Source organism: Cryobacterium adonitolivorans (assembly GCF_004402695.1).
Taxonomy (GTDB): Bacteria; Actinomycetota; Actinomycetes; order Actinomycetales; family Microbacteriaceae; genus Cryobacterium; species Cryobacterium adonitolivorans.
Genome location: NZ_SOFL01000008.1, coordinates 127,298 through 148,208 on the forward strand (window position 1 = coordinate 127,298; position 20,911 = coordinate 148,208).

The following is a 20,911-nucleotide window of genomic DNA, read 5'->3' on the forward strand; positions in this document are numbered from 1 at the left end:
GTCGCCATCCTGATCCCCCGGCGTGCGGGTCACAATCCCCAGCCCGGGTGGCATGCCCGGGCGGCAACTCTGCGTCTTCGCGCGCGGGCTACAGGCCGCTCAGGGTGCCGCGCACGATCGAGTCGCCGGAGTGCGCCGGGTTGCCGTCGGCGGGTTCCGCCGGGACGTCCACCACCGGGTATTCGGCCAGGTCGATGCCCGCCGGGATGCTGAATCGGCCGCTCGAGCCGTCGAGCAGTCCCACGCTGACCAGCCCGGTGGCGTCGGCGGTCAGGAGCCACACTTCGCGCAGCCCGGCGCTGCCGGCGTCGTCGTCAAGGTCCACCACGACTTCCCGTCGACCGTCCGCGGACTCCGCCACGGAGGCGTTGCCGCTCGCCGCCCAGCCGGGCAGGGCGTCACGCTGGGCCTGGGCGATCGGTGAGAAAGTTTCCCAAACATCCACCCAGTCGCGCCAAATGCCCCTTCGACGCTCGCGAAGGGGCACTTTCCGGCAACTCGATGGCGGCTGCGGCGCCGCGCGTCAGACCTGCTCGACGAGCTCCGAGGTGGCCAGCACCGCTCCCGCGTGCGCGAGTTCGGCCAGTGCCTGCTCGCTGGACTCCGCTGCCACCCCGGCAACGAGATCGGTGAACACCCGCACGTGCTGGCCGTGCTCGAGGGCGTCGAGCCCCGACGCGCGCACGCAGTAGTCGGTGGCCAGGCCGACCAGGTCCACATCCGTCACGCCGGCGGCGATGAGAAGCTCGCCGAATTTTTCGCCCCCGGCGTCGACGCCGTCGAAGATCGAATAGCCGGGCTGACCCTGCCCCTTGAGGATGTGCACCGTCGATTCCGGCAGCTCCAGCGCTGGGTGGTACTCCGCTCCGGGGGTGTCGGCGACACAGTGCACCGGCCAACTGTCGATGAAGTCGGGTTCGCCGTCGACCGCGAAGTGGCCGTTGTTGCCGCCCTCGGCGTCGTGCCAGTCGCGGGAGGCAAAGATGTGCGGGTAGCTGTGCGGATGCGCGGCCAGCAGGGCGCTGATCGCCCCGGCCACGGCGGCCCCGCCGTCGACCGCGAGGGTGCCGCCCTCGGTGAAGTCATTCTGAACGTCGATGATGATCAGTGCGCGGGTCACGGATGCACTCCTGTCGGTTGAGGATCAGTTGTTCGAGAGGTTGTTTCCGCAACGGAAAAACCCCGTCGTGATGGTGTCGATCGCCTGCTTCGCATTATCACCCACATCACCCAGCGCGTATACCGCGAAGGTCAGGGTGCTGCCGTCGCCGGCGTTGATGATGCCGGAGAGAGTGTAGCCGGTGTCGATCCAGCCGGTCTTTGCGAAAACGGCGCCATCGGCATCCGCGTTGCTGCCGCTGAATCGGTCGCTGTAGGAGAGCGAACCTGAGCTGCCGCCGGCGACGGGCAGGCCGTCGAAGATCACGCCGAGGCTGCCCTCGCTGGCGTTGATCTTCTGGAACAGCTTGGTGAGGTAGGCGGGCGGCACTGCGTTGTTGTCGGAGAGTCCGGAGCCGTCGATGATGCGGATGCCGGTGGTGTCGATGCCGTACTCGGCCAGGCCCGCGAGCACGGCGGGCTGGATGGCGGCGAAGGTGTTGCCGGTGCCGCCCTCCACGGCCACCAGGCGGCCGAGCATCTCGGCGACGGCGTTGTCGGAGACGATCAGGGACTGCTGGATCAGGGTGGAGACCGGCTGGGACTGTACGGAGGCCAGCTGGCTGGCGCCGGCAGGGGCGGTGCCGACGCTCACGCTCGCGTCGCCGCCGAGCTCACCGGCGAACGCGGCGCCGGCCCGGTCGACCGGATCGTCGCTGCGGGCGGAGGTGCTGTTGTACGGGTTGTCGCGGTCGCCGTCCACCTGCAGGGCGGTGATCGGCGGCATGTAGCCGTCGGTTTGCTCCTTGCGGTCCCAACTGGGTTCCCAGGCCGGGTCGCCGAAATACGAGGAGTCAAGGACCACCGATGTGATCGCGGTGCCGCCCAACGCGGCGCGGGTCTGCTCGGCGAGGGCGTCGAGGTGCGCGGCGCCGGCGTAGAACGATTCGTCTCCGGTGGGGGTGCTCGAGAGGGTGAGGTCACCGCCGCCGACGAGCACCACCTGGCCGGGTTCGCTGCCGGCGACCACGGTGGTGGTGGCGCGGTAGTCCGGACCGAGCACGCTCAGCGCGGCGGCCGATGTGAGCACCTTGAGTACGCTGGCGGCCCGGGAGGCGGTGCTGCCGCCGCGGTCGAAGAGGATCTCCCCGGTCTCGGCGTTGACCACCTGCGCCTGGAACTCGCCCAATCGCGAGTCCGCGGCGAGGTCGGCCACCGAGCAGGTGCGCAGCGGGCCGGCGACGGAGGCGAGGGTCGGGGCGGGCCGTAGTTCCGGAGCGGTCGGGGTGGGGGTCGGGGTGGGCGTGGCGGATGCGTCGGCCACGGCGACAACAGGCTTGGGGTCGCCGCCGGTGGCCGTTCCCGCCCACACGGCGCCGGTGCCGAGCAGCATGAAAGCCACGGCCGCGGCGATGATCAGGCGCAGGCGATTCGTGGGCTGCTCCGGACTCCCTGAGTCGACATGCTCGCCTAACTGCGTCGCCCCGGCCGAGGGTTCACCCTGTTCAGGCACGGTGGGGTCTGGTGTATCCACCAACGCATGTTACCGAGCGAGGGTGTGAGCCCGGTCAGAGCGCCGGATGCGCCACGACAGCAATGCGACCCACCCGGCCGCGTGCCACCTCCCGTCGGTCCACCCGTCTCACAGCACGCGGTAGTCCCCGCGGCACGCGTTAGCCGTCGCGGCGCACGTTCGCCTCGCGGCGCAGGTTATCGGGCTGCATTTCCTGCGCCGCGAGCACTTACCTGCGCCAGGAAACGCCAACCTCGACCGCTTCCCGCGCACTGGACACAACGGCAACAGCCGCTCACCGGGCAACCGGCACGCTTAGTCAGCTGATGGGTCGCGCGGCGCGACCCTAGTCGCCAACGTAGACCAGGCCAATCTGCGCACGGATTGCGTCGAGGGTCTCCATGATCTGCACGGATTCCGTCGTAGTCAGCAGTTCGCTGGTGATGAGGCCGGCCGCCACGAGCCGTTCGGCCTCGGTGGCCTGGTAGTGCATGCCCCGGCCGACGAAGGCAGCTGTCTCGTACGCCTCGACGACCTCGTTGGCACCGTTGTACACGCGGAACGAGGTGGGCGAGTACCAGACCTCGCCGATGTCGATGCGGCCCTCGGTGCCGAGGATGCTGGCGGTGTTGGGGCCCTTGGTGTCGCTCGCGGAAATCAGCGACGCGATCTGGCCGCCCGGGTAGCGGAAGATCGTGGCGATCTGGGCATCCACCCCGGTGTCCTTGAACGTGGCCGAGGCGAGGATGGTCTCGGGCGGGCCGAACAGCGCGGACGCGAACGACACCGGGTAGATGCCGAGGTCGAGCAGCGCGCCGCCGCCCAGCGCCAGCGAGTTGATGCGGTGGGTGGGGTCGTCGGGCAGGTCTTGGGTGTGGTCGGCGATCAGGGAGTGCACGTCGCCGAGGGTGCCGGAGGCGAGAATCTCGCGGATGCGTGCCATGTGCGGCAGGAACCGGGTCCACATCGCCTCGAGCACGAGCAGGTTCTTGCTCGCGGCCAGCGCCACCAGGGCGCGCGCCTCGGCGGCGTTGAGGGTGATCGGCTTCTCGATGAGCACGTGCTTGCCGGCTTCCAGCGCCAGGGTGGCGTTGGCCGCGTGGAACGGGTGCGGGGTCGACACGTAGATGATGTCGACCTCGGGGTCGGCCACGAGAGCCTCGTAGCTGGGGTGCGCGGTAGGGATGCCGAATTCGGCCGCGAAGGCATCCGCCGACGCCTGGCTGCGGGAGCCGACGGCCTGCACGGTGAAGCCGTTCTTCACGAGGTCGCCGGCGAATTGGTGGGCGATTCCGCCCGTGGCCAGGATTCCCCAGCGGAGTGCATCAGTCATGCTGCGAGCCTAGCGAATTCACTGGGTGGCCCGCCAGAACGCCGTGTTACTGTGCCGCTCATGAGCGAAAAGACATTCGACGAAAAACGCCACGATCAGCTCACCACCGCCCCCAAGGCCAGCGAATTGGATGCGGCCCCGCGGGTGACCGTGGACGAGAAGTCCGACGGCGTCAAACGCATCGACGTGGCCGACACCGCCGCAGTGCGGCCCGGCACGACCGGGGAGTAAGCCGTCACCCGGCGTTTGCCGAGCGGTCACCGAGGCCGCGTACGCTGACGCCCGTGAGCGAGAATCTGCTTCTGGCCCGGCGTACGACCCCCCAGCAACGGGCCATGCCCCGCACCGTTACCCCGCCGCCGCGGGCCGCGTCCCGCCTCGTCATCCCGCTACCGATCCAGCCGGCCCGGCGCCAGGCGCTGCCGAAGCAGCTGCCAACCGCGCCGCCGGAATTCGCCCTCCGCAACTCCCCAACCGACCTGCTGTTCCGGGCGCTCTGGCAGCTGGTGGGCGTGTACGTGTTTGTCGTGCTGCTGGTCAAGGACCGTCGACTGCCGCGCTGACCGGCGGGCTCAGTCGGCGCGGGTCAGGGCCGTGGCCAGCACCCGGTCCGCGATCGCACGATGGCCGGCGTCGTCGACATGCACGCCGTCGGCCACCACCATCTCGGCCCGGATGACCACGGGGTCCAGCAGGCTCACATACTCGGCATCCACCCGGTGTGCGGCGGCCTGCACCCAGCCATCCAGGTCGGTGAGCATCGCGGTGGCCGGCTCGGCGGTGGAAGGTCCCACCGCGATGAGGCGGGCGTTCGGCAACTCCGCCCGGATGAGCCGGAACGTCTCGTTGACGGCGGCGCGCACAAACTGCGGATCGGTGCCGAGCGCCCACCGGTCGTTCTGGCCGCCCGCGATGACGACGACATCTGGTGCCGAGGCGATGACGTCGGCGACCCGGTCGGGGTAGGTGGGACACTGCTTCTGGCCGCAGTCGATGGCCGAGGCCGCTGTGACGTAGCCGGTGCCGCCCAGGCCCTGGTTGACTTCGGTCCAGCCGGCCTCCTCGGCCACGAGCGTCGACCACCTGGTCACCGGAGACGAAGCGCCGAGCCCCTGCGTGTACGAGTCGCCGACGAACACGGCCACCGGGATGGCTGACACCGTCGGCGCCGGTGGCGCCGTCGAGACGGCGAGACCTCTCGATGCGCCGCCACCGCTGGCCAGCGCGGCAGCGGCTACCGCGCCGCAACTCACGACGAGCACGAGACCGCAAAACACCCATGGCAGGCTCCTGCGGCGGAAAGACGTCACAGCGGACAATTTGGTCTCCTCGGTCATAGTCCCAGCCTACGAGGCAGCGAGCGTGGCCCGGGGTGGCGGCACCTCGACCGAGTATCGGCAGGCATGCCAGGCTCGAGAAGCCTACGCAACCACGTGCCCGGTTCTCGGCATGAAGGCTTCTAGCGTTGGGAAGGGACACCATCAGCTTGGTCGGTCGCGGGCGTCGCATCGCTCGCTAGTTCTGTCTCAGCGTGGCGCTGCCGAGTGTTGAGGAATCTTCTCTCGACGACGAAGAAGAACCCGTAGCAGACGGCCACCACCACAGGTACGCCTGCGAAGGTCATCACCATCCACTGAACTTCCAGCGGGAGTCCGAGCGGCAACAGGAGCAGATTGGCGAGTGCGAGCAGCGGGCTATGCAAGAGATAAATACTGTACGAGAACAGGCCAAGCCGAATCATCGGTCGGCTCTGGAACGGTTTCACAAACCAGGGCGTCGCACCCCGTACTGCACGCTGGCCGGTCCAGACGAGACCCGCTGCTACTGCTGCACCAGCGCAGGTTTCGATAAGCCCGAACGATCGGATGTCGAATTGTTTGGTGAGTACAATCGCGACAAGAGTCAAGGCGATGAACCCGAGGAAGAGTGGGCCCGCCCACCGGTTCTTCACCGGGCTCATGGTGGCCTGTGCCGACCACATGCCCATGGCGAAAATACCGATTAGCCACGGATGCGCCCATACACCGACGCCCGTAAACACTGGGGACAGTGAGATGATTACGGCGCCAATGACGACGAGTCCAGTTCGGTTCCTTCGGCACAAGGGCAGAAGGATCAGTGGAAACAGAATATAGATCTGCCACTCGACCGCAACGCTCCATAAGGGGCCGTTGATGGCGTCAATCCAGTCGGGGCTGAAGTTGTGCACCAGCAGAAAATGACTCACAACGCTCTGCACGGTCACTGGAAGTTTGGTGTCCCACTGCGTTCCGGACGGCTCCTGCATGACAGGGAGGACAACAATCAGCAGGATGCTGATGAGGAGGGCAGCGTAATACGGTGGAATCACACGTCGGGCGCGGCGCTTGAGGTATTTCGCCATTCCACCGCGAAGCCGAAAGTCGTTCGACAGCGTCGGCAGCATCAGGACGTATCCGGAGAGAACGATGAAGACTGGAACTCCCAGGTAGCCCCAGCCGAAGATCAGATCGATGAGGGGAAGCGATCGCGTGGCCTCGTTGGATAGCCCGGTGAATAGCAGCGCATGGTACAGAACCACCGCAATGGCTGAGAATCCTCTGATGCCGTCCAGATAGGGGAATTCCGGGCGTCGCGCGAGCTCAGTTGGGCTGCGGGGATTTCCGCTTGTCGGTCGGTCGGTCGGGGGGAATGTCGCGTTTTCGGCGCTCATGGACGGCCATTCCTTACGGGTCGCGGCATACTAGGCGGGGCTATCTTTTTGGCCCGAATGGGCGACGTCGACAATGACGCCCAGGCCGCGACGACTGGCAACCAGTAGTAGACCTGATCGAAGAACGCTGAAGTTAGTGCGTAGCTGAGTATGGTGATCAGGATGCCCGCGGCGAGCGCGAACTCACGTGCGCGAAGCGCTTGTAGGACGAAGACGACAGCGGCGAGAAGTACTGCCGCAATTCCGGCCGCCAGAGCGATTCCGCCCTGGTACCAGGCATGCAAGAAGACGTTATGGACCATCGTGTTTCCGAACGCCGCGGACTGACCTGGATCGATGCCCTTTCCCATAAATGGATCGATCTGAATTCGTTCCCAGGCGACGCGGTAGGTGTTCATGCGGATGTCCAGGGTGCTGATGTCGTCCGTTTGTCCTGTCACCTGGAAGAACCGGTCAGCTGGACTGCGAAAATACTGCGCGACGTTCGGGTTCTGCAGAGCAGCCCACAACGCGAGTGCGCCCGCCACAACGACCCAGAGCACCCTCGTGATGGGTATCCGATGAGACGAAAGTACGAACAGAACTCCGAAGACGCAGGCGAACATCGAACTCAGGCTGCCGGTGCTGAGCACACCCGCAGCGTTCACTGCCAAGGCACCGATCACCAGCAGACGGGGGAATGGAGCCCGAACGGCCAGAACATGGGTGCACAGAAGCACCGCGATCGCTCCCATCACGCCTAAGACGTTCGGATGGCCGGCCAGGCCTGGCGAGCGACCGTAGACAGCGGCATATCCGAGCACAGGTACGCCGAGCAGCTGCACGATTCCCACAAGCGCTGACACAGTCTGCGCCAGAGTGAAAGAGACGGATACTCGTGCGAGCAGTTTTGAGTCCCGTACGACGGATCCACGCACGGCGAAAGGAGCCAGGCTCAACAGGATGAAGAGCTGAATACCGATGGGCATCGTTTTGGCGAGACCACTTGTTCCGCTGGAAACCACCCCGGCGGCCAGCGCGCACAGCCCGGCGAACACCCATACCCCTGGCCACTTGGGCTTGCCGCCCCGGCCCAACAGGATAAGGAGAATCACCAAGCCTAGGGCACCGTATGTCCATACATTGGCGAGCGTTCCCGGGATGATTCGATAAACCGGGATTGGCAGCGCCAGGATCACCCAGAGGACCGTGATCACGGGCTGGATGCTCACCCGATCACCAGAGTTCACAGACGTCTGAATGTGCCGGGTCTGTGTCGTCATAAGTCTCCTGTTTTCAATTTGGCAAGCCTAAATGGCGTGGTCGACCCTGCGCGAACGCGCTAATGGGGCCCGCATCCATCCGCGCACGGTGTCAGTCTTTGACTCAGTGAACGACGCAAAGACCGCCGCAAGAACTTCAAGGAAGACTACGATCGCGAGAAACGCCAATATCGTCCAAGGGCCTGGCGTCCACCTGTCGGCAACGTCGGGGACGAGGACTGCGGACAGCAGAGCGACGATCGGCATGTGGATCGCATACAGCGAGAATGAGTAGTGGGCAGTGCCTGCCGCCGACGACAGAATGCGCCCGCTCGGCCCACTCCACGCCACGTCCACCACCAACGTGGCGGTGAGCGCGGCCGCAAAAAGAGCCACTAGCCACTTCCCGATCAAGGCCGGCAGGGGTCCCTCATGCGCGAAAACCATCGCTCCCAACGTCCCCAGCAGCGCCGCAATTCGAAGCACGGCCAGCCTTCTTGACTGCATAGATCTGAGCAGTCCGACGATATCGTCGCGTTTCCATGCGACAGCGGCACCCGCCAGCCAGGCAGGAAATAGAAGTAAAGCCTCGCCACCAGCGATAAAGGCTGACGCGGCAAGAACCAGCGCAGCAACAAGGCGCATCCACCGTCCGGATGCGAACCCGAACACCAGCATTGCCGCTGGAAACATCACGTAGTACCAGAACTCGTATGGGATCGACCACAGCGGCATGTTCAGTCCGAAGATTGGAACGTGTATTCCGCCGAGAAATGCGACGGTGCCGAAAAAGCTTTCCAGAGAATACGTTGGATGCGAAGGCACTGCAGCGTAACGTCCCGCTTCGGCATAGATGTCGGCCGAGCTGAAGAAGTGTCTTCCCACCAAGTCGATGAGAATGGTTAGCAGCAAAGCAGGAATGAGTACAAGCCACAGGCGGGTGAGTCTCGCTGACGCGTACCCGCCCCAGGTGAACGTACGTCGTTTCATGGCTCGAACGGCCCCGCCCCCGACCCAGAAACCGCTCATTACGAAGAAGACAATGACTGCTTCTGATCCGAGACTTGTGAACGCATACGCAATCGCACTTGCCGCCGAGTGGGGGATGTCCGCGTAGTCCTTGAAGAAGAGGACCCTAACGTGCCCCAAGACGACCAGGAGCGCTGAAACGGACCTGAGAAGGTCGAGCGCGCGATTCTGCATTTGTGGCTGCGCTCGGGTGTTCATACTGCGACGCCCTTGAGCACGCCATAGTGCGCATCCTGCCACCCGAGCCGAGCACTGTCCCATGCGGTCCGCACAGTCGGCCTTAGTGCATCGATCCCTGTGCGATCAATTATCGCGACTGCCATCCATCCCCCTTACGTCGTGGTAGCTACCCCCCGAACGAGTGTATAGGCACGATGTTTCGACGCCGTGACGTGCAAGTGACACGTTGACGGGTCTGGACCGTGGCCTCGATCAAAAAGGTCGCCGAGGCCAGGCGTTGCGCATGAGCCGGCCGCGCCCGCAACGATGGCAATTTGCAGAGCGTGGGAAAGCGTTCCAACAGCTGCCTCACGGTGCGCCACTCCGGCGCCCACACCCACCCAATTCTTTGGTGTTGCCGTCCACGCCGCCTGCCGTCAACCGGCCGTTCACCTACCGGTCTCGCAGGCCGTGGGCATCTTCGCCAGCACCGACGAACAGGCGGCCATGGGCCAGGCCCTCGCCGTGGAGAAGTCCTACCTGCCGGTGCGAGGCGACGGCGGTACCCCCGACGGCGCCCCGGCTATGGACGACATCGAGATCCTCACGCCCGACCTCGATGTAATCAACGACACGAAGGTCGCTGCCGTCGCGCGGTTCAATGAGCTCTTCCGGTAGAGCCCGTGGAACGGGATTCCCCTGTTCTCGCCGACTCTCCTGCCGCCGCGAGCGGATGCCCGGCGCATCGTCGCCGGCATCGACCTGTTCTACGAGTCCGTCACGCAGGCCGGTCTCGTCCCGACCCCGTGAGCCGTCGAGACCCCCGCACGCCAACCTGCCAAGCACTCCCCTACGACCGCGGTTTGATCTCGTCGGTGATGTCGGCGACCGTGGCGCCGTAGGCGGCGATCAACGCGTCGGCGTCGACGAACGCCGAGTAGCCGTGCTCCCCGGCGCCCATCGCCACCCGGGTTCCGCGCATCCGCTCGTCGGCGAACACCGGCCAGGGGGTGCTGCTGCCCAGCGGCGTGATGGTGCCACGCGCATACCCGGTCGCGGCCAGAGCGAGGTCTTCGTGCGGCAGTGACAGCTTGTTCACGCCCACCAGCGCGCGCAGCTTAGCCCAGCTGATCTGCCGGTCGCCGGGCACCAGCACGAAGATGTAGTCGCCGTCATGGCGTTTCACCACGAGCGACTTGACGATGCCGGCCGGCTCGAGCCCCAGCAGCCGGGCGGCGCTCTCGAGGCTGTCCGCGGCGGGACGCTCGACGATGTCGATGTCGAGTCCGCGCGCCCGCGCATCCGTTTCAACCCGTTCGCGTCCTGTGTCAGCCATACCACAGTAAATCACGCGAGCCGCTGCGGACGTCAGCCGAAGACCGCCCAGCCGTGCGCCGGAACCGTGAACCCGGCGGGACCGGCCGCGGCCGTGCCGGCCAGTCGCTGGGCGGCATCCGTGTCGACCCGCAGGATCTCGTCACCGAGATTGAGCGCGACGACCAGGTGGTGGCTGCCGTCGTTCACCTCGATCACGTAGCCAGTGTTGGTCAGGGCGAGCGGCCGGCTCGTGGCCGTGTGCAGCCATGGGTGCCGACGGCGCAGCCCGATCAGCTCCTGGTGCAGCACGAACGACTCCGTACCAGCGGTGTCGGCCGGGTCCAGGTCGACGGCGCTCAACGGGTAGGCGGGGCGGACGGCGTCGTCGCCGCCGGCCCGCTGCTCCTTCACGGCGCGTAGCCCGCGCTCGTCGCCGTAGTAGATCGCCGGGGTGCCGCCCAGGGTGAGCAGCAGCACCAGGGCGTGCGGGTGGTGGCGCTCGTCGTGGATCTGGCTGGCCAGCCGGGTCACGTCGTGGTTGCCGATGAAGGTGTACGGCACGAACGCGCCGAGGAACGCCGTGTGCCGGGTGAGCGCCCAGTCCAATTCGAAGAAGTTAACCTCGTTCAGCGCGTGCCAGATCGCCTGCCAGAGTTCGTACTGGGTAACGGTGTCGACCCCGGATGCGGCGACGAAGCCGGCGTAGTCGCCGTGCAACACCTCGCCCATCACGTACACCTGGGGGTGCCGCTCGCGCACCCGTGGCAGCACGTTCGCCCAGAACGCGGCGGGCATCGCGTAGGCGGCGTCGAGTCGCCAAGCATCGATTCCCCGGTCGAGCCAGTGGGTCATCACGTCGATGACGAGGGCGATGACAGCTGGAGTGTCGTGGTCGAGCGTCACCAGGGCGTCGTGCCCCTCGAAGGCCACCAGCTCGCCGGCCGGCGTGCGGCGGAACAAGGCGTTCTCGGCCGCGGCCGGGTCGGCGAGCGCGGCGACCAGCGGAGCGAAGTCCCGGCCCACGTGGTTGAACACTCCGTCGAGCATCACCCGGATGCCGCGCCGGTGGCATTCGGCGATGAGGTGCTCGAGGTCGGCGGTGTCGCCGAGCCGCGGGTCGACTCGGAAGTAGTCGGTGGTGTCGTAGCCGTGCGTGCGCGAGGCGAACACCGGGCCCAGGGCCAGCCCATTGGCGCCGAGGTCGAGCAAGTAGTCCAGCCACGACTCGATCTGCCGCAGCCGGTGGGTGGGCGTGCGGTCGGCGCCGGTGGTGTCCGCTCCGACGAAGCCGAGCGGGTACACGTGCCACCAGATCACGTGTTCGGTCCAGTCAGCCACATTCGACTGTATCGCGGCGGGTGGGTCGCCGGGTCTCGGCAAGCTCGACCAACGGATGAGCTCGACCAAAGGATGGGCTCGACCACCGAAACGGCGGGAGCAGCGGGGAAAGAGAGGGCCGCCTATCAGAATCGAACTGATGACCTATTCATTACGAGTGAATCGCTCTACCAACTGAGCTAAGGCGGCGTGAGACCGAATACTTCCTTACGAAAGACGCGCGGCGACACAGCATCAAAGCTTAGTCGATCGGGGACGTCACGGAGTACAGCTCACGGAAGGACTTGGCGACCCAGGCCGACAACGGGGTGCGGTCATCCGCTTCGGCCCAGCACCGCCAGGCATGCCGGGTGGCGGCCATGGCGATCAGGGTGACCAGCAGCGCCCGCTGGGCGAGGGCCCGCGGGTCCTCGGCGAGGTGCGGGTCGTCCGCGGCTAGCCGGCGCTCGACGATTGCCTGCAGGCCGGCTTCGAAGTTGCGCAGGGTGGCCATCCGCATGGTGAAGAGGTAGCTGTTCTCTTTCATCACCGAGCGACGCAGCTCATGGATCTCCCTGTCCCCGTCGGTGTTCTGCAGGCTCCGGCTGATCAGCCCGGCCAGGTCGGTCATGACGTGAACGTCGGGTCCGCCGGCGACGAACCGCTCGATGTCGGCGTCGCAGGCCAACTCGAGCTCATCGCCGATCAGGGCGGAATCCTTGGAGGCGAAGTAGTTGAAGAAGGTGCGCGGCGAGATCTCGGCGAACCGGCTGATCTCCTCGACGGTCACCTTGTCGATGCTTCGCTCGGCGCAGAGTGTGAGCACGGCGCGCTGGATTTCCCGGCGGGTGGCCCGGCGCTTGCGCTCGCGCAGGCCCAGTTCGTCAGGTGCAGCGTCCATTTGTCAACACATTGGGTCGGCCGCGGGCACGGTGCCGTCGATCAGGTACCGGTCGACGGCGTCGTTGACGCAGGAGTTGGACTTGTTGTACGCCGTGTGGCCTTCGCCCTCGTAGGTGACGAGCTGGCCGCTGTCGAGCTGCGCGGCCAGGTTCTGCGCCCACACGTAGGGGGTGGCCGGGTCGTTCGTGGTACCCACGACGAGGATTGGGGCCGCGCCGGTGGCGTGGATCTCCTGGCGCTCCCCGGTGAAGGCGTACGGCCAGCTGGAGCAGGAGATGTCGCCGTAGGCCATGTACTTGCCGATGGTGGGGGCGATCTGCTCGATCTGGGCGGCCTCGGCGCGCATGGCGGCGAGGTCATCGTTGTAGGAGTAGTCCAGGCAGTTGATCGCCGTGAACGCCTCGGTGGAGTTGTCGCGGTAGCTGCCGTCGGCGTTGCGGCCGTTGTACCCGTCAGCGAATTGCATGGCGCCGTCGGCGCTGCCCTGCAGCACGCCCTCGAACATGTCGCTGAGGTTGGTCCACGCCGTCGCCTGGTACAGCGGGTAGATGATCGCGGTGAGCAAAGCGTTCGCCCCGAGCTGGCGGCCGTCGGTGGCGGTGATCGGGCTGGCGTCCACCGACGCCAGCAGCGCCGAGATGGTGGCCATGGCGTCGTCGACGGTGCCGTTGAACGGGCACGCCGAGCCCGCCAGGCAGTCGGTGAGGTAAGCGCGCAGGGCATTCTCGAAGCCCAGCGCCTGGGTGCTGGTCACCTCGAAGTTGCTGGTGGACGGGTCGAGGGCGCCGTCGAGCACGAGCCGGCCGACCTTGTCGGGGTAGAGCTCGGCGTAGGTGGCGCCCAGGAAGGTGCCGTAGGAGAAGCCCAGGTAGTTGAGCTGGGTGTCGCCGAGCACCGCGCGCATCAGGTCGAGGTCTCGGGCGGCGCTGCGGGTGTCGACCTGGCCGAGCAGGGCGCCCGTCTCGTCGGTGCAGGATGCGGAGAAATCGGTGGCGCTGGCCTCCAGCTCCTGGACCCAGGCGTCGCTGCCGCGCTCGGCGTCGGCGATTCCGTAGAGGTATTCGTCCATCTGCGCGGGTTTGTAACAGGCCACGGCCGAAGAGCGGCCGACCCCGCGCGGGTCGAACCCGACGATGTCGTAGCGTTCCTGCAGGGCAGCGTCGGTGGCGTAGTCGACAGAGGTCTTGACGAATTCGTAGCCGGAACCGCCGGGACCACCTGGGTTCAGCAGCAACGACCCGAGCCGGTCGCCGGTCGCCGGCTGACGCACCAGGGCGAGGTCGACCGAGCCGGCGGCAGGGTCCTTCCAGTCCAGCGGAGCCGTCACGGTGCTGCACTGCATGCCGTCGTCGCAGTCGGACCAGGCCAGCACCTGGCTGTAGAACGGCTCGAGCGGCGCGTCGACCTTTTCGCCGGTGGACGTGGAGGTGGACGGTACGGGCTGGGGCATGAACCACGGCACGCAGCCGGTCAGGCCGAGCGTCACTGCCACCGCGGCCGCGATGGTCGTGAATACACGGGTGCGCTGGGTCACTGGGTTCCTCTTCTCTGGTGAATCCTGTGTGTTGCTGCGGTTGCCGTCACCGGCGGATCATCGACACCAGCATGGCTTCGAGGGCCAGCGCGGGTGCCACGTTCGCTTCAATTCTCTGCCGGGCCAGGGCGATCGCATCCATCGTGGCCACGGTGGTCGCCGGGGGGCACGCCCCGGCGGCCCGGCGCAATTCGGGGAGCAGTTCGAGGTTGATGATGGTGTTGTCCCGGCCCAGCTGCATCATCATCACGTCGCGGTACAACGACGTGAGGTCCACCAGGATGCGGTCGATACCGTCGCGCAGGCTCCGGGTCGCGCGGCGTTTCTGGTCGTCTTCGAGGTTCTTGATCTGGCTGCGGAGCGCGGGCGGGACCGACTGGCCGGGTTCCACGCCGAGCGAGCGCAGTACGCCCTCGCGTTCGGCGGCATCCCGTTCGATGGTGATCGCCTTGGCGTCGTCACCGGCGATGGCCAGCAGCCGGGCGGCGGCGTTGACGGCGGTGGACACCCCGGTGAGTCCGAGGGCGGCGCGGAGGGTTTCCTCGCGTCGGGCCCTCGCTTCGGCGTTGGTGGCGAGCCGCAGGGCCATGCCGATGTGGCTCTGCGCCTCGCGGGCGGCCCGTTCGGCGATGGCCGGCTCCACGCCGGTGCGACGGATGAGCAGCTCGGCCACGGCGTCGATGCTCGGCACCCGCAGGCGCACGGTGCGCACCCGGGAGCGGATGGTGGGCAGCAGGTCGGCCTCGCTGGGGGCGCAGAGGATCCAGACGGTGCGTTCCGGCGGCTCCTCGAGGGCTTTGAGGAGCACGTTGGAGGTGCGCTCCACCATGCGGTCGGCGTCTTCGACGACCACCACGCGGTAGCGGCCCACCGATGGGGAGTACTGCGAGCGGGCCACGGCCTCCTTGACGGAGTCCATCTTGATGATCACGCCCTCGGTGCTGAGCACGGTGAGGTCGGGGTGGGTGCGCGCGTCGACGAGCCTTCTCGTGGACTCGTCGCCCTGCGGCGTGCCGGGACTGAGCAGCGCGGTCGCGAACGCGAACGCGAGGTTGGAGCGGCCGGAGCCGGGCGGCCCGGTGATCAGCCAGGCGTGGGTCATCGACGATGAGGTGCTGCGGCCGGCGGCGGTCGTGGCCGCATCCGTGGCGGCGTCGGGGCGCTCCAGTGTGGCGACCGCTCCCGGGCGCTCTGCGGCGGCACGGAAGATGGCGATCGCGTCTGCTTGACCCGTCAGGTCATCCCACACTGCCATTCACCAAGGCTACCCGGCGCCGGTGACGGCCGGGTGCGGTTGTCCCGCCCGACGAGTGGCCAGATGAGGCCCGTTGGATACCCGCCACGCGGCCTCAAGGGTCATCTCGCGATAGTGCGCCCGGGCGAGAGGGCAGTTGGGGCCCGTTGCCGGGCGCGAACTGGGCCTCTTCTGCCCTGTCGGGGCGCGGCGGCTAGAGCAGGGCGGCGACGCGGGTGCGGATGAACGTGGCGAGCTCGTCGACCGGCAACGACGCATCCAACACCAGGAACCGGTCGGGCTCGGCGGCGGCAAGGTCGAGGAAAGCGGCGCGCACACGGGCGTGGAACTCGCTCTTCTCGGCTTCGAGCCTGTCGAACCGCTTGTTCGCGGCGTCGAGGCGGCCGCGGGCGGCGGTCTCGTCGAGGTCGAGAAGCAGGGTGAGGTGCGGCAGCAGCCCCTCGACCGCCCAGAGCGAGAGGTCGCGCACCTCGGTGCCGCCGAGCACCCGACCGGCGCCCTGGTAGGCGACGGAGGAGTCGAGGTAGCGGTCCTGGATGACGATTTCGCCGCGGGCCAGCGCCGGGCGCACCAGGGTGCCGATGTGCTGGGCCCGGTCGGCGGCGTAGAGCAGGGCCTCGGCGCGGGGCGTGACCTCTCCGCGGTGGTGCAGCACGATCTCGCGGATGGCGACGCCCACCTCGGTGCCGCCGGGCTCGCGGGTGCGCACCACGGTGCGCCCCTGGGCCTGCAGCCACTCGCCGAGCAGCTCTGCCTGGGTGCTCTTGCCCGACCCGTCGCCACCCTCGAGGGTGATGAACAGGCCGGGCGCCGTCGATTCCGTCAGCGGAGCGGTTGGTGCTGTGCTGCTCACGACTGCGCGGCCGCCTGGGTTGCCTTCGCGGCCGCGGTGGCCGCCCGGGTGGCTGCCGCCTTCGCGGCGGTCGCGGCCTTCTGCTCCGGGGTGCGCTCGGCGCGCACGCCGGGGGTGGCCGCGGAGGCGCCGGTCTTCTTGGCGGGGGCACGCCTGGTGCCGGTCTTCGTGGTGGCGCCGGCCTTCTTCACCGGAGCTTTCTTGGCGGCGGGCTTCTTGGCCGGGGCCTTCTTGGCCGGCGACTTCTTCACCGCCGGGCCCTTGGCCCGCTTGTCGGCGAGCAGCTGCACGGCGCGCTCGTAGTCGACCTCTTCGACACTTTCGGCCTTGGGGATGGTGGCATTGGTGATGCCATCCGTCACGTAGGCGCCGAACCGGCCGTCCTTGATCTTGATGGCCTTGCCGCTCTCCGGGTCGGGCTCTTCGAAGTCCTTGAGCGCGCTCGAGGCACGGCGGGCGCCGTACTTGGGTTGCGCGTACAGGTCGACGGCGCCGGCCAGGTCGATCTCGAAGATCTGGTCCTCGCTGGTCAGCGACCGGGTGTCGACGCCCTTCTTGAGGTACGGGCCGAACTTGCCGTTCTGCGCGAGGATCTCGGTCTGGGTCTCGGGATCGAGGCCCACCACGCGCGGCAGGTTCAGCAGCGCCAACGCGGTATCGAGGTCGACGGTGGCCAGGTCCATCGACTTGAACAGCGACGCCGTGCGCGGCTTCGCCGCGGCGGCGGCCTTCTTGGCCGGGGCCTTGCGCTTGGGCTTGGCCGGAGCGGTACCGGCCGGGGCGGCCGGGGCTCCGGCGTCGGCCAGTGAGGTGACCTCGCCGGTGAGCGGGTCGATGGACTCGCCGGGACCGTCGGTGTCGGCCGGCGGTTCCAGTTCGGTCACGTACGGGCCGAACCGGCCGTCCTTGGCGACGATCTCCTTGCCGTTGTCCGGGTTCACGCCGATGACGCGGTCGGTGACGACCGGGGCATCCACAAGTTCGCGGGCCTTGGCCGGAGTGAGCTCGTCAGGCGCGAGGTCCGGCGGGATGTTCACCCGGCGGGGGGTGGCATCCGGGTCGGCGGTGGGGTCGGCGACCTCGAGGTAGGGGCCGTACTTGCCGATGCGCAGGGTGATGTCATCGACGATGTGGATCGAGTTGATCGTGCGGGCGTCGATCTCACCGAGGTTGTCGACGACCTGGCGCAGGCCGCGGTGCTTCTCGGAGCCGAAGTAGAAGCTGGTCAGCCAGTCCACCCGGTCGGCGGTGCCGCCGGCGATGCGGTCGAGGTCGTCTTCCATCTCGGCGGTGAAGTCGTATTCCACCAGGTCGGCGAAGAACTCCTCGAGCAGACGCACCACGGAGAAGGCGATCCAGTTGGGGATCAGGGCCTGCCCGCGCGGGGTGACGTAACCGCGATCGGTGATGGTGGAGATGATCGACGCGTAGGTGGAGGGGCGGCCGATGCCGAGCTCTTCGAGCTTCTTCACCAGGCTGGCCTCGGTGTACCGGGCGGCCGGGCTGGTTTCGTGGCCCTTGGCCTCCACCTCGACGAGGGTCAGCGTTTGGCCCTCTTCCAGCGGCGGCAGCTTCGACTCGGTGGGGTCGGTGGGGGCGTTGCGCTCCTCGTCCCTGGACTCCTCGTACGCGAGCATGAAACCGCGGAAGGTGATCACGGTGCCGCTGGCGGCGAATTCGGCGAGCGCCTCCGAGGCGGCGGGATGCGCGGCCCGGCCGGTGGGGCCCGCGGCGATGGTCACCGACGCGGTCGACCCGGTCGCATCCGCCATCTGGCTGGCTACGGTGCGCTTCCAGATCAGGTCGTAGAGCTTGAAGTCGTTGCCGCGCAGGGTGCTGGAGAGCGACGACGGGGTGCGGAAGGTGTCGCCGGACGGCCGGATTGCCTCGTGGGCCTCCTGCGCGTTCTTGCTCTTGCCCTTGTACAGACGGGGGCTGTCCGGCACGGTCTCGGCGCCATACAGCGACGCGGCCTGCTTACGGGCGGCCGTGATCGCCTGCTGCGACAGCGACGGCGAGTCGGTACGCATATAGGTGATGTACCCGTTTTCGTACAGCGACTGGGCCACGCTCATGGTCTGCCGAGCGGTGAAGCGCAGCTTGCGTGCGGCCTCCTGCTGCAGGGTCGAGGTGGTGAACGGTGCGGCGGGGCTGCGGCGGTAGGGCTTGGAGGCAACCTTGGTGACCGTGATCGGCACGCCGGGCACCTTGAGTGCATCGGCGAGGGCGAGGGCGGATGCCTCGTCGAGGGTGGCCGCGACGACCTTGGGCTTGAGCTTGCCGGTGTCGTCGAAGTCGCTGCCGGTGGCGATCCGCTCGCCGCCGAGGCGCACGAGCTTGGCCTGGAAGCCGTTCTCGGCGGAGGCGCCGGGAACGAGCTGGGCGATGAGGTCCCAGTAGCCGGCGGAAACGAACGCGAGGCGTTCACGTTCCCGGTCGACGACGAGGCGGGTGGCGGCGGACTGCACACGGCCGGCGGACAGGCCCGGGCCCACCTTGCGCCAGAGCACGGGCGAGATCTCGTAGCCGTAGATGCGGTCGAGGATGCGCCGGGTTTCCTGCGCGTCGACGAGGGCGGTGTCGAGGTCGCGGGTGTTCTTGGTGGCCGCGATGATGGCGTCCTTGGTGATCTCGTGGAACACCATCCGCTTGACCGGAACCTTGGGCTGGAGGACCTGCAGTAGGTGCCACGCGATGGCCTCGCCTTCGCGGTCCTCATCAGTTGCGAGGAGGAGTTCGTCGGCGTTCTTCAACGCTCGCTTGAGATCGCTGACTGTCTTCTTCTTGGCGTCGGAGACCACGTAGTACGGTTCGAAGCCATTGTCGACGTCGACGGAGAACTTGCCGAGCGGGCCCTTTTTGAGCTCCGGCGGCAGATTCTTGGGCTCAATCAGGTCTCGGATGTGCCCGACCGACGACAGAACCTCGTATCCGTCGCCCAGATAGGCGGCGATCGACTTCATCTTGGTCGGCGACTCGACAATGACCAGCTTCTTAGTGCCTGGCACCAGACTCCTCTTTATAGGTAACGGTCTGTGTAACGACCAAGCCACACCATACACACAGGAATCGAGTGCGCGCCGACCGTGACAGTGCGGGAGTGCCCCGAATTGACTCCACGGTAGCTTGCCTGCGGCGCAGTGCAAGGCTGAAACGAGGGTGCACACATGTTCCCGCAATTCGTTCTGGTGTCACCCGACACGCGGCCGGCTCGACTCGGTTTGCGGATTGGGGGTTGCCTCCGCGGAGCACAGCCGCACAATAGAGACATGGTTACTGCAGCGCAGGGCACGTACACCGCGAAACTGACGGACGGCCCCCTCGAAGGAAAAACCGTCACCACCCAGTTCCTCGAGTCCGGGGATCCCCGGCCACGGATTGAGCTCCCAGCCGACGCAAGCGGCAAGCGGTACCTCTATGCCCGCGCCGCCGGTCTCGAGTTCGATTCCACCGAGCATCCCGACCAGCCGTCGGCCGTGGACTACCGCTACCTCGAGGCGCTCTTCGACGCTCCCCCGGCGACGACCTAACCCGAGCGATTGGGGATCCCGTTTCGGGCGCCCTGCCCGACGCCACCCCAGTGACGATTCGACGCTACGGCGCCGGCCCGGCCCGCGCCCTGGAACCGATCGGGAATCCGCCCACCGTGCGGGACACCGCCACGGTGGCGATCAGGCCGTCCACCGAGCAGGCCACCAGGCGGGCCCCGTTCAGCTCCGCGGCCCGCGCCGCCGTGTCGCAGGGCGCCCCCGGCATGAGACCGGAGGCGACATCAGCGGCGGCGAGCGCCGCCGCATCCGCCGCGCCCTGCACGGACTGACTGACCGGCAGCAGGGCCAGCACCGGCACGAGCACGGCGGTCATTGTGACGAGCGCGCCGAGCAGCGCGACCGCGAGCACCGAACCTGACCCACGGTCGCCGGTCGCGGCGCGTCGGGGTGAAAGGTAGAACCGGCCGGCGGCGGTGGGCACGGCTGAGAGACGACGACGTGTCACGGGTCGGCTTTCGCGGCGTCGCTGGCGAGGGCGCACGACCGAGCGGCGAGGGTGAGGCCCGCGGCAGCGAACGGCGCGAAGGCGCTCGGCGCGCTGAGCCGGGCGCAGACGAACTCCCCCTGCCGTTCCTCAGCGAGCGCCGTACCGGGCGCCACCGCGGCCAGCAGTCCGGACGCCGGGCCTGCGCCATCGCCGCGGGCCAGTAGCCGGGCCACGTCGGCGGCGGCATCCGACAGGCCTACCTGCTGCCCCACCACCTGCACGGCGCCCAGGCAACAGGCCAGCACCACCAGCACCGCGGGAAGCGCGGCGGCGAACTCCGCCGTGACGCTGCCCCGATCGCGGTGCGGCCCGTGCGCGAGCGACGCCACGGCACCCGTGCGCTCAGCCCACGGTGAGCGCACTGCGCACCAGTTCGGTGAGGATACCGCGCACCTCGTCGCCGCGCAGGATGACGATGAGCAGGCCGGCAAACCCGACGGCCGCCATGGTGGCCACGATGTACTCAGCGGTGGCCGCCCCGCGGTCCTCGCGCAAGCGCAGGAGCGCCCTGTGGGTGTTCGAGCGCACGGTGCGGGTGCGGACGCTGCCCGGCCGTGCCCCGGTACCGACGCTCGCGGTGCGGACGTACCGTCGGGCACCGCCGGCCGAGTCCACGACCGTGTCGGTGG

22 protein-coding genes and 1 tRNA gene are annotated in these 20,911 nt (G+C 67.6%); 4 read left to right on the top strand and 19 right to left on the bottom strand.

Going from position 1 to position 20,911, the window contains the following annotated elements; translation table 11 throughout:
- Positions 1-88: 88 nt before the first annotated feature.
- From E3O42_RS02955 to E3O42_RS02970, 4 genes are all read right to left on the bottom strand, one after another.
- Entirely contained in the window at positions 89-445 is a 357-nt protein-coding gene (locus E3O42_RS02955) for an anti-sigma factor domain-containing protein (RefSeq protein WP_241984590.1), read from the bottom strand.
- Positions 446-523: 78 nt separating this feature from the next.
- Positions 524-1,120: an isochorismatase family protein gene (locus tag E3O42_RS02960; protein WP_134452438.1), complete on the bottom strand. Its 597-nt coding sequence runs from the start codon at positions 1,118-1,120 to the stop codon at positions 524-526.
- Between the two features lie 24 nt (positions 1,121-1,144).
- Positions 1,145-2,632, bottom strand: a complete 1,488-nt coding sequence (locus tag E3O42_RS02965; protein WP_241984591.1) for a D-alanyl-D-alanine carboxypeptidase/D-alanyl-D-alanine-endopeptidase — start codon at positions 2,630-2,632, stop codon at positions 1,145-1,147.
- Positions 2,633-2,957: 325 nt separating this feature from the next.
- On the bottom strand, positions 2,958-3,944 hold the full coding sequence (locus E3O42_RS02970; RefSeq protein WP_134452439.1) for a Gfo/Idh/MocA family protein: 987 nt from the start codon (positions 3,942-3,944) through the stop codon (positions 2,958-2,960).
- Between the two features lie 60 nt (positions 3,945-4,004).
- On the opposite strand from E3O42_RS02970, the gene E3O42_RS02975 reads away from it, so the two are divergent.
- Complete coding sequence (locus E3O42_RS02975; protein WP_134452440.1) at positions 4,005-4,175, top strand: multidrug transporter; 171 nt, start codon at positions 4,005-4,007, stop codon at positions 4,173-4,175.
- A gap of 53 nt (positions 4,176-4,228) precedes the next feature.
- On the top strand, positions 4,229-4,507 hold the full coding sequence (locus E3O42_RS02980; RefSeq protein ID WP_134452441.1) for a hypothetical protein: 279 nt from the start codon (positions 4,229-4,231) through the stop codon (positions 4,505-4,507).
- A gap of 9 nt (positions 4,508-4,516) precedes the next feature.
- Here E3O42_RS02980 and E3O42_RS02985 read toward each other — a convergent pair whose 3' ends face one another.
- The 4 genes from E3O42_RS02985 to E3O42_RS03000 form a co-directional block, all read right to left on the bottom strand.
- On the bottom strand, positions 4,517-5,281 hold the full coding sequence (locus E3O42_RS02985) for an SGNH/GDSL hydrolase family protein (protein ID WP_134452442.1): 765 nt from the start codon (positions 5,279-5,281) through the stop codon (positions 4,517-4,519).
- Between the two features lie 122 nt (positions 5,282-5,403).
- The gene (locus E3O42_RS02990; RefSeq protein WP_134452443.1) at positions 5,404-6,636 is read right to left on the bottom strand and encodes an acyltransferase family protein; all 1,233 of its coding nucleotides are present in this window, start codon (positions 6,634-6,636) and stop codon (positions 5,404-5,406) included.
- A complete protein-coding gene (locus tag E3O42_RS02995) occupies positions 6,633-7,898 on the bottom strand; it encodes an O-antigen ligase family protein (protein WP_134452444.1) in 1,266 nt (421 codons plus the stop codon). The genes E3O42_RS02990 and E3O42_RS02995 overlap by 4 nt, the downstream gene beginning before the upstream one ends.
- A gap of 27 nt (positions 7,899-7,925) precedes the next feature.
- Complete coding sequence (locus E3O42_RS03000) at positions 7,926-9,080, bottom strand: acyltransferase family protein (RefSeq protein WP_166787876.1); 1,155 nt, start codon at positions 9,078-9,080, stop codon at positions 7,926-7,928.
- A gap of 456 nt (positions 9,081-9,536) precedes the next feature.
- Between E3O42_RS03000 and E3O42_RS03005 the strand changes: the two genes are divergently transcribed.
- Entirely contained in the window at positions 9,537-9,743 is a 207-nt protein-coding gene (locus tag E3O42_RS03005; RefSeq protein ID WP_134452446.1) for a hypothetical protein, read from the top strand.
- Between the two features lie 172 nt (positions 9,744-9,915).
- Here E3O42_RS03005 and E3O42_RS03010 read toward each other — a convergent pair whose 3' ends face one another.
- The 8 genes from E3O42_RS03010 to topA all read right to left on the bottom strand — a co-directional run bounded on the left by E3O42_RS03010 (position 9,916) and on the right by topA (position 19,252).
- Positions 9,916-10,401: an aminoacyl-tRNA deacylase gene (locus tag E3O42_RS03010; protein ID WP_134452447.1), complete on the bottom strand. Its 486-nt coding sequence runs from the start codon at positions 10,399-10,401 to the stop codon at positions 9,916-9,918.
- Positions 10,402-10,433: 32 nt separating this feature from the next.
- Positions 10,434-11,720 carry an alpha-amylase family glycosyl hydrolase gene (locus tag E3O42_RS03015; RefSeq protein WP_198414047.1) on the bottom strand — a complete coding sequence of 429 codons (1,287 nt, stop codon included), beginning with the start codon at positions 11,718-11,720 and terminating at the stop codon, positions 10,434-10,436.
- Between the two features lie 116 nt (positions 11,721-11,836).
- A tRNA-Thr gene (locus tag E3O42_RS03020) sits at positions 11,837-11,909 on the bottom strand.
- A 52-nt stretch (positions 11,910-11,961) separates the two neighbouring features.
- Positions 11,962-12,600: a TetR/AcrR family transcriptional regulator gene (locus E3O42_RS03025; protein WP_198414048.1), complete on the bottom strand. Its 639-nt coding sequence runs from the start codon at positions 12,598-12,600 to the stop codon at positions 11,962-11,964.
- 3 nt (positions 12,601-12,603) lie between these two features.
- The gene (locus tag E3O42_RS03030; RefSeq protein ID WP_241984592.1) at positions 12,604-14,136 is read right to left on the bottom strand and encodes an alpha/beta hydrolase; all 1,533 of its coding nucleotides are present in this window, start codon (positions 14,134-14,136) and stop codon (positions 12,604-12,606) included.
- Between the two features lie 46 nt (positions 14,137-14,182).
- On the bottom strand, positions 14,183-15,391 hold the full coding sequence (locus E3O42_RS03035) for a DNA polymerase III subunit delta' (protein ID WP_134452448.1): 1,209 nt from the start codon (positions 15,389-15,391) through the stop codon (positions 14,183-14,185).
- 193 nt (positions 15,392-15,584) lie between these two features.
- Positions 15,585-16,244, bottom strand: coding sequence for a dTMP kinase (tmk, locus tag E3O42_RS03040; RefSeq protein ID WP_241984593.1), 660 nt, complete (start codon positions 16,242-16,244; stop codon positions 15,585-15,587).
- The gene (gene topA / locus E3O42_RS03045) at positions 16,241-19,252 is read right to left on the bottom strand and encodes a type I DNA topoisomerase (protein WP_134452449.1); all 3,012 of its coding nucleotides are present in this window, start codon (positions 19,250-19,252) and stop codon (positions 16,241-16,243) included. The genes tmk and topA overlap by 4 nt, the downstream gene beginning before the upstream one ends.
- Before the next feature lie 261 nt (positions 19,253-19,513).
- Between topA and E3O42_RS03050 the strand changes: the two genes are divergently transcribed.
- Positions 19,514-19,774: a hypothetical protein gene (locus E3O42_RS03050; protein ID WP_134452450.1), complete on the top strand. Its 261-nt coding sequence runs from the start codon at positions 19,514-19,516 to the stop codon at positions 19,772-19,774.
- Positions 19,775-19,838: 64 nt separating this feature from the next.
- Here E3O42_RS03050 and E3O42_RS03055 read toward each other — a convergent pair whose 3' ends face one another.
- The 3 genes from E3O42_RS03055 to E3O42_RS18390 are packed head-to-tail and all read right to left on the bottom strand — an operon-like array spanning position 19,839 to position 20,810.
- The gene (locus tag E3O42_RS03055) at positions 19,839-20,240 is read right to left on the bottom strand and encodes an Rv3654c family TadE-like protein (protein WP_241984594.1); all 402 of its coding nucleotides are present in this window, start codon (positions 20,238-20,240) and stop codon (positions 19,839-19,841) included.
- The gene (locus E3O42_RS03060) at positions 20,237-20,644 is read right to left on the bottom strand and encodes a TadE family type IV pilus minor pilin (protein WP_134452451.1); all 408 of its coding nucleotides are present in this window, start codon (positions 20,642-20,644) and stop codon (positions 20,237-20,239) included. Before E3O42_RS03060 ends, E3O42_RS03055 begins: the two co-directional genes overlap by 4 nt.
- Positions 20,625-20,810: a DUF4244 domain-containing protein gene (locus E3O42_RS18390; protein ID WP_241984609.1), complete on the bottom strand. Its 186-nt coding sequence runs from the start codon at positions 20,808-20,810 to the stop codon at positions 20,625-20,627. Before E3O42_RS18390 ends, E3O42_RS03060 begins: the two co-directional genes overlap by 20 nt.
- Between the last annotated feature and the right edge of the window lie 101 nt (positions 20,811-20,911).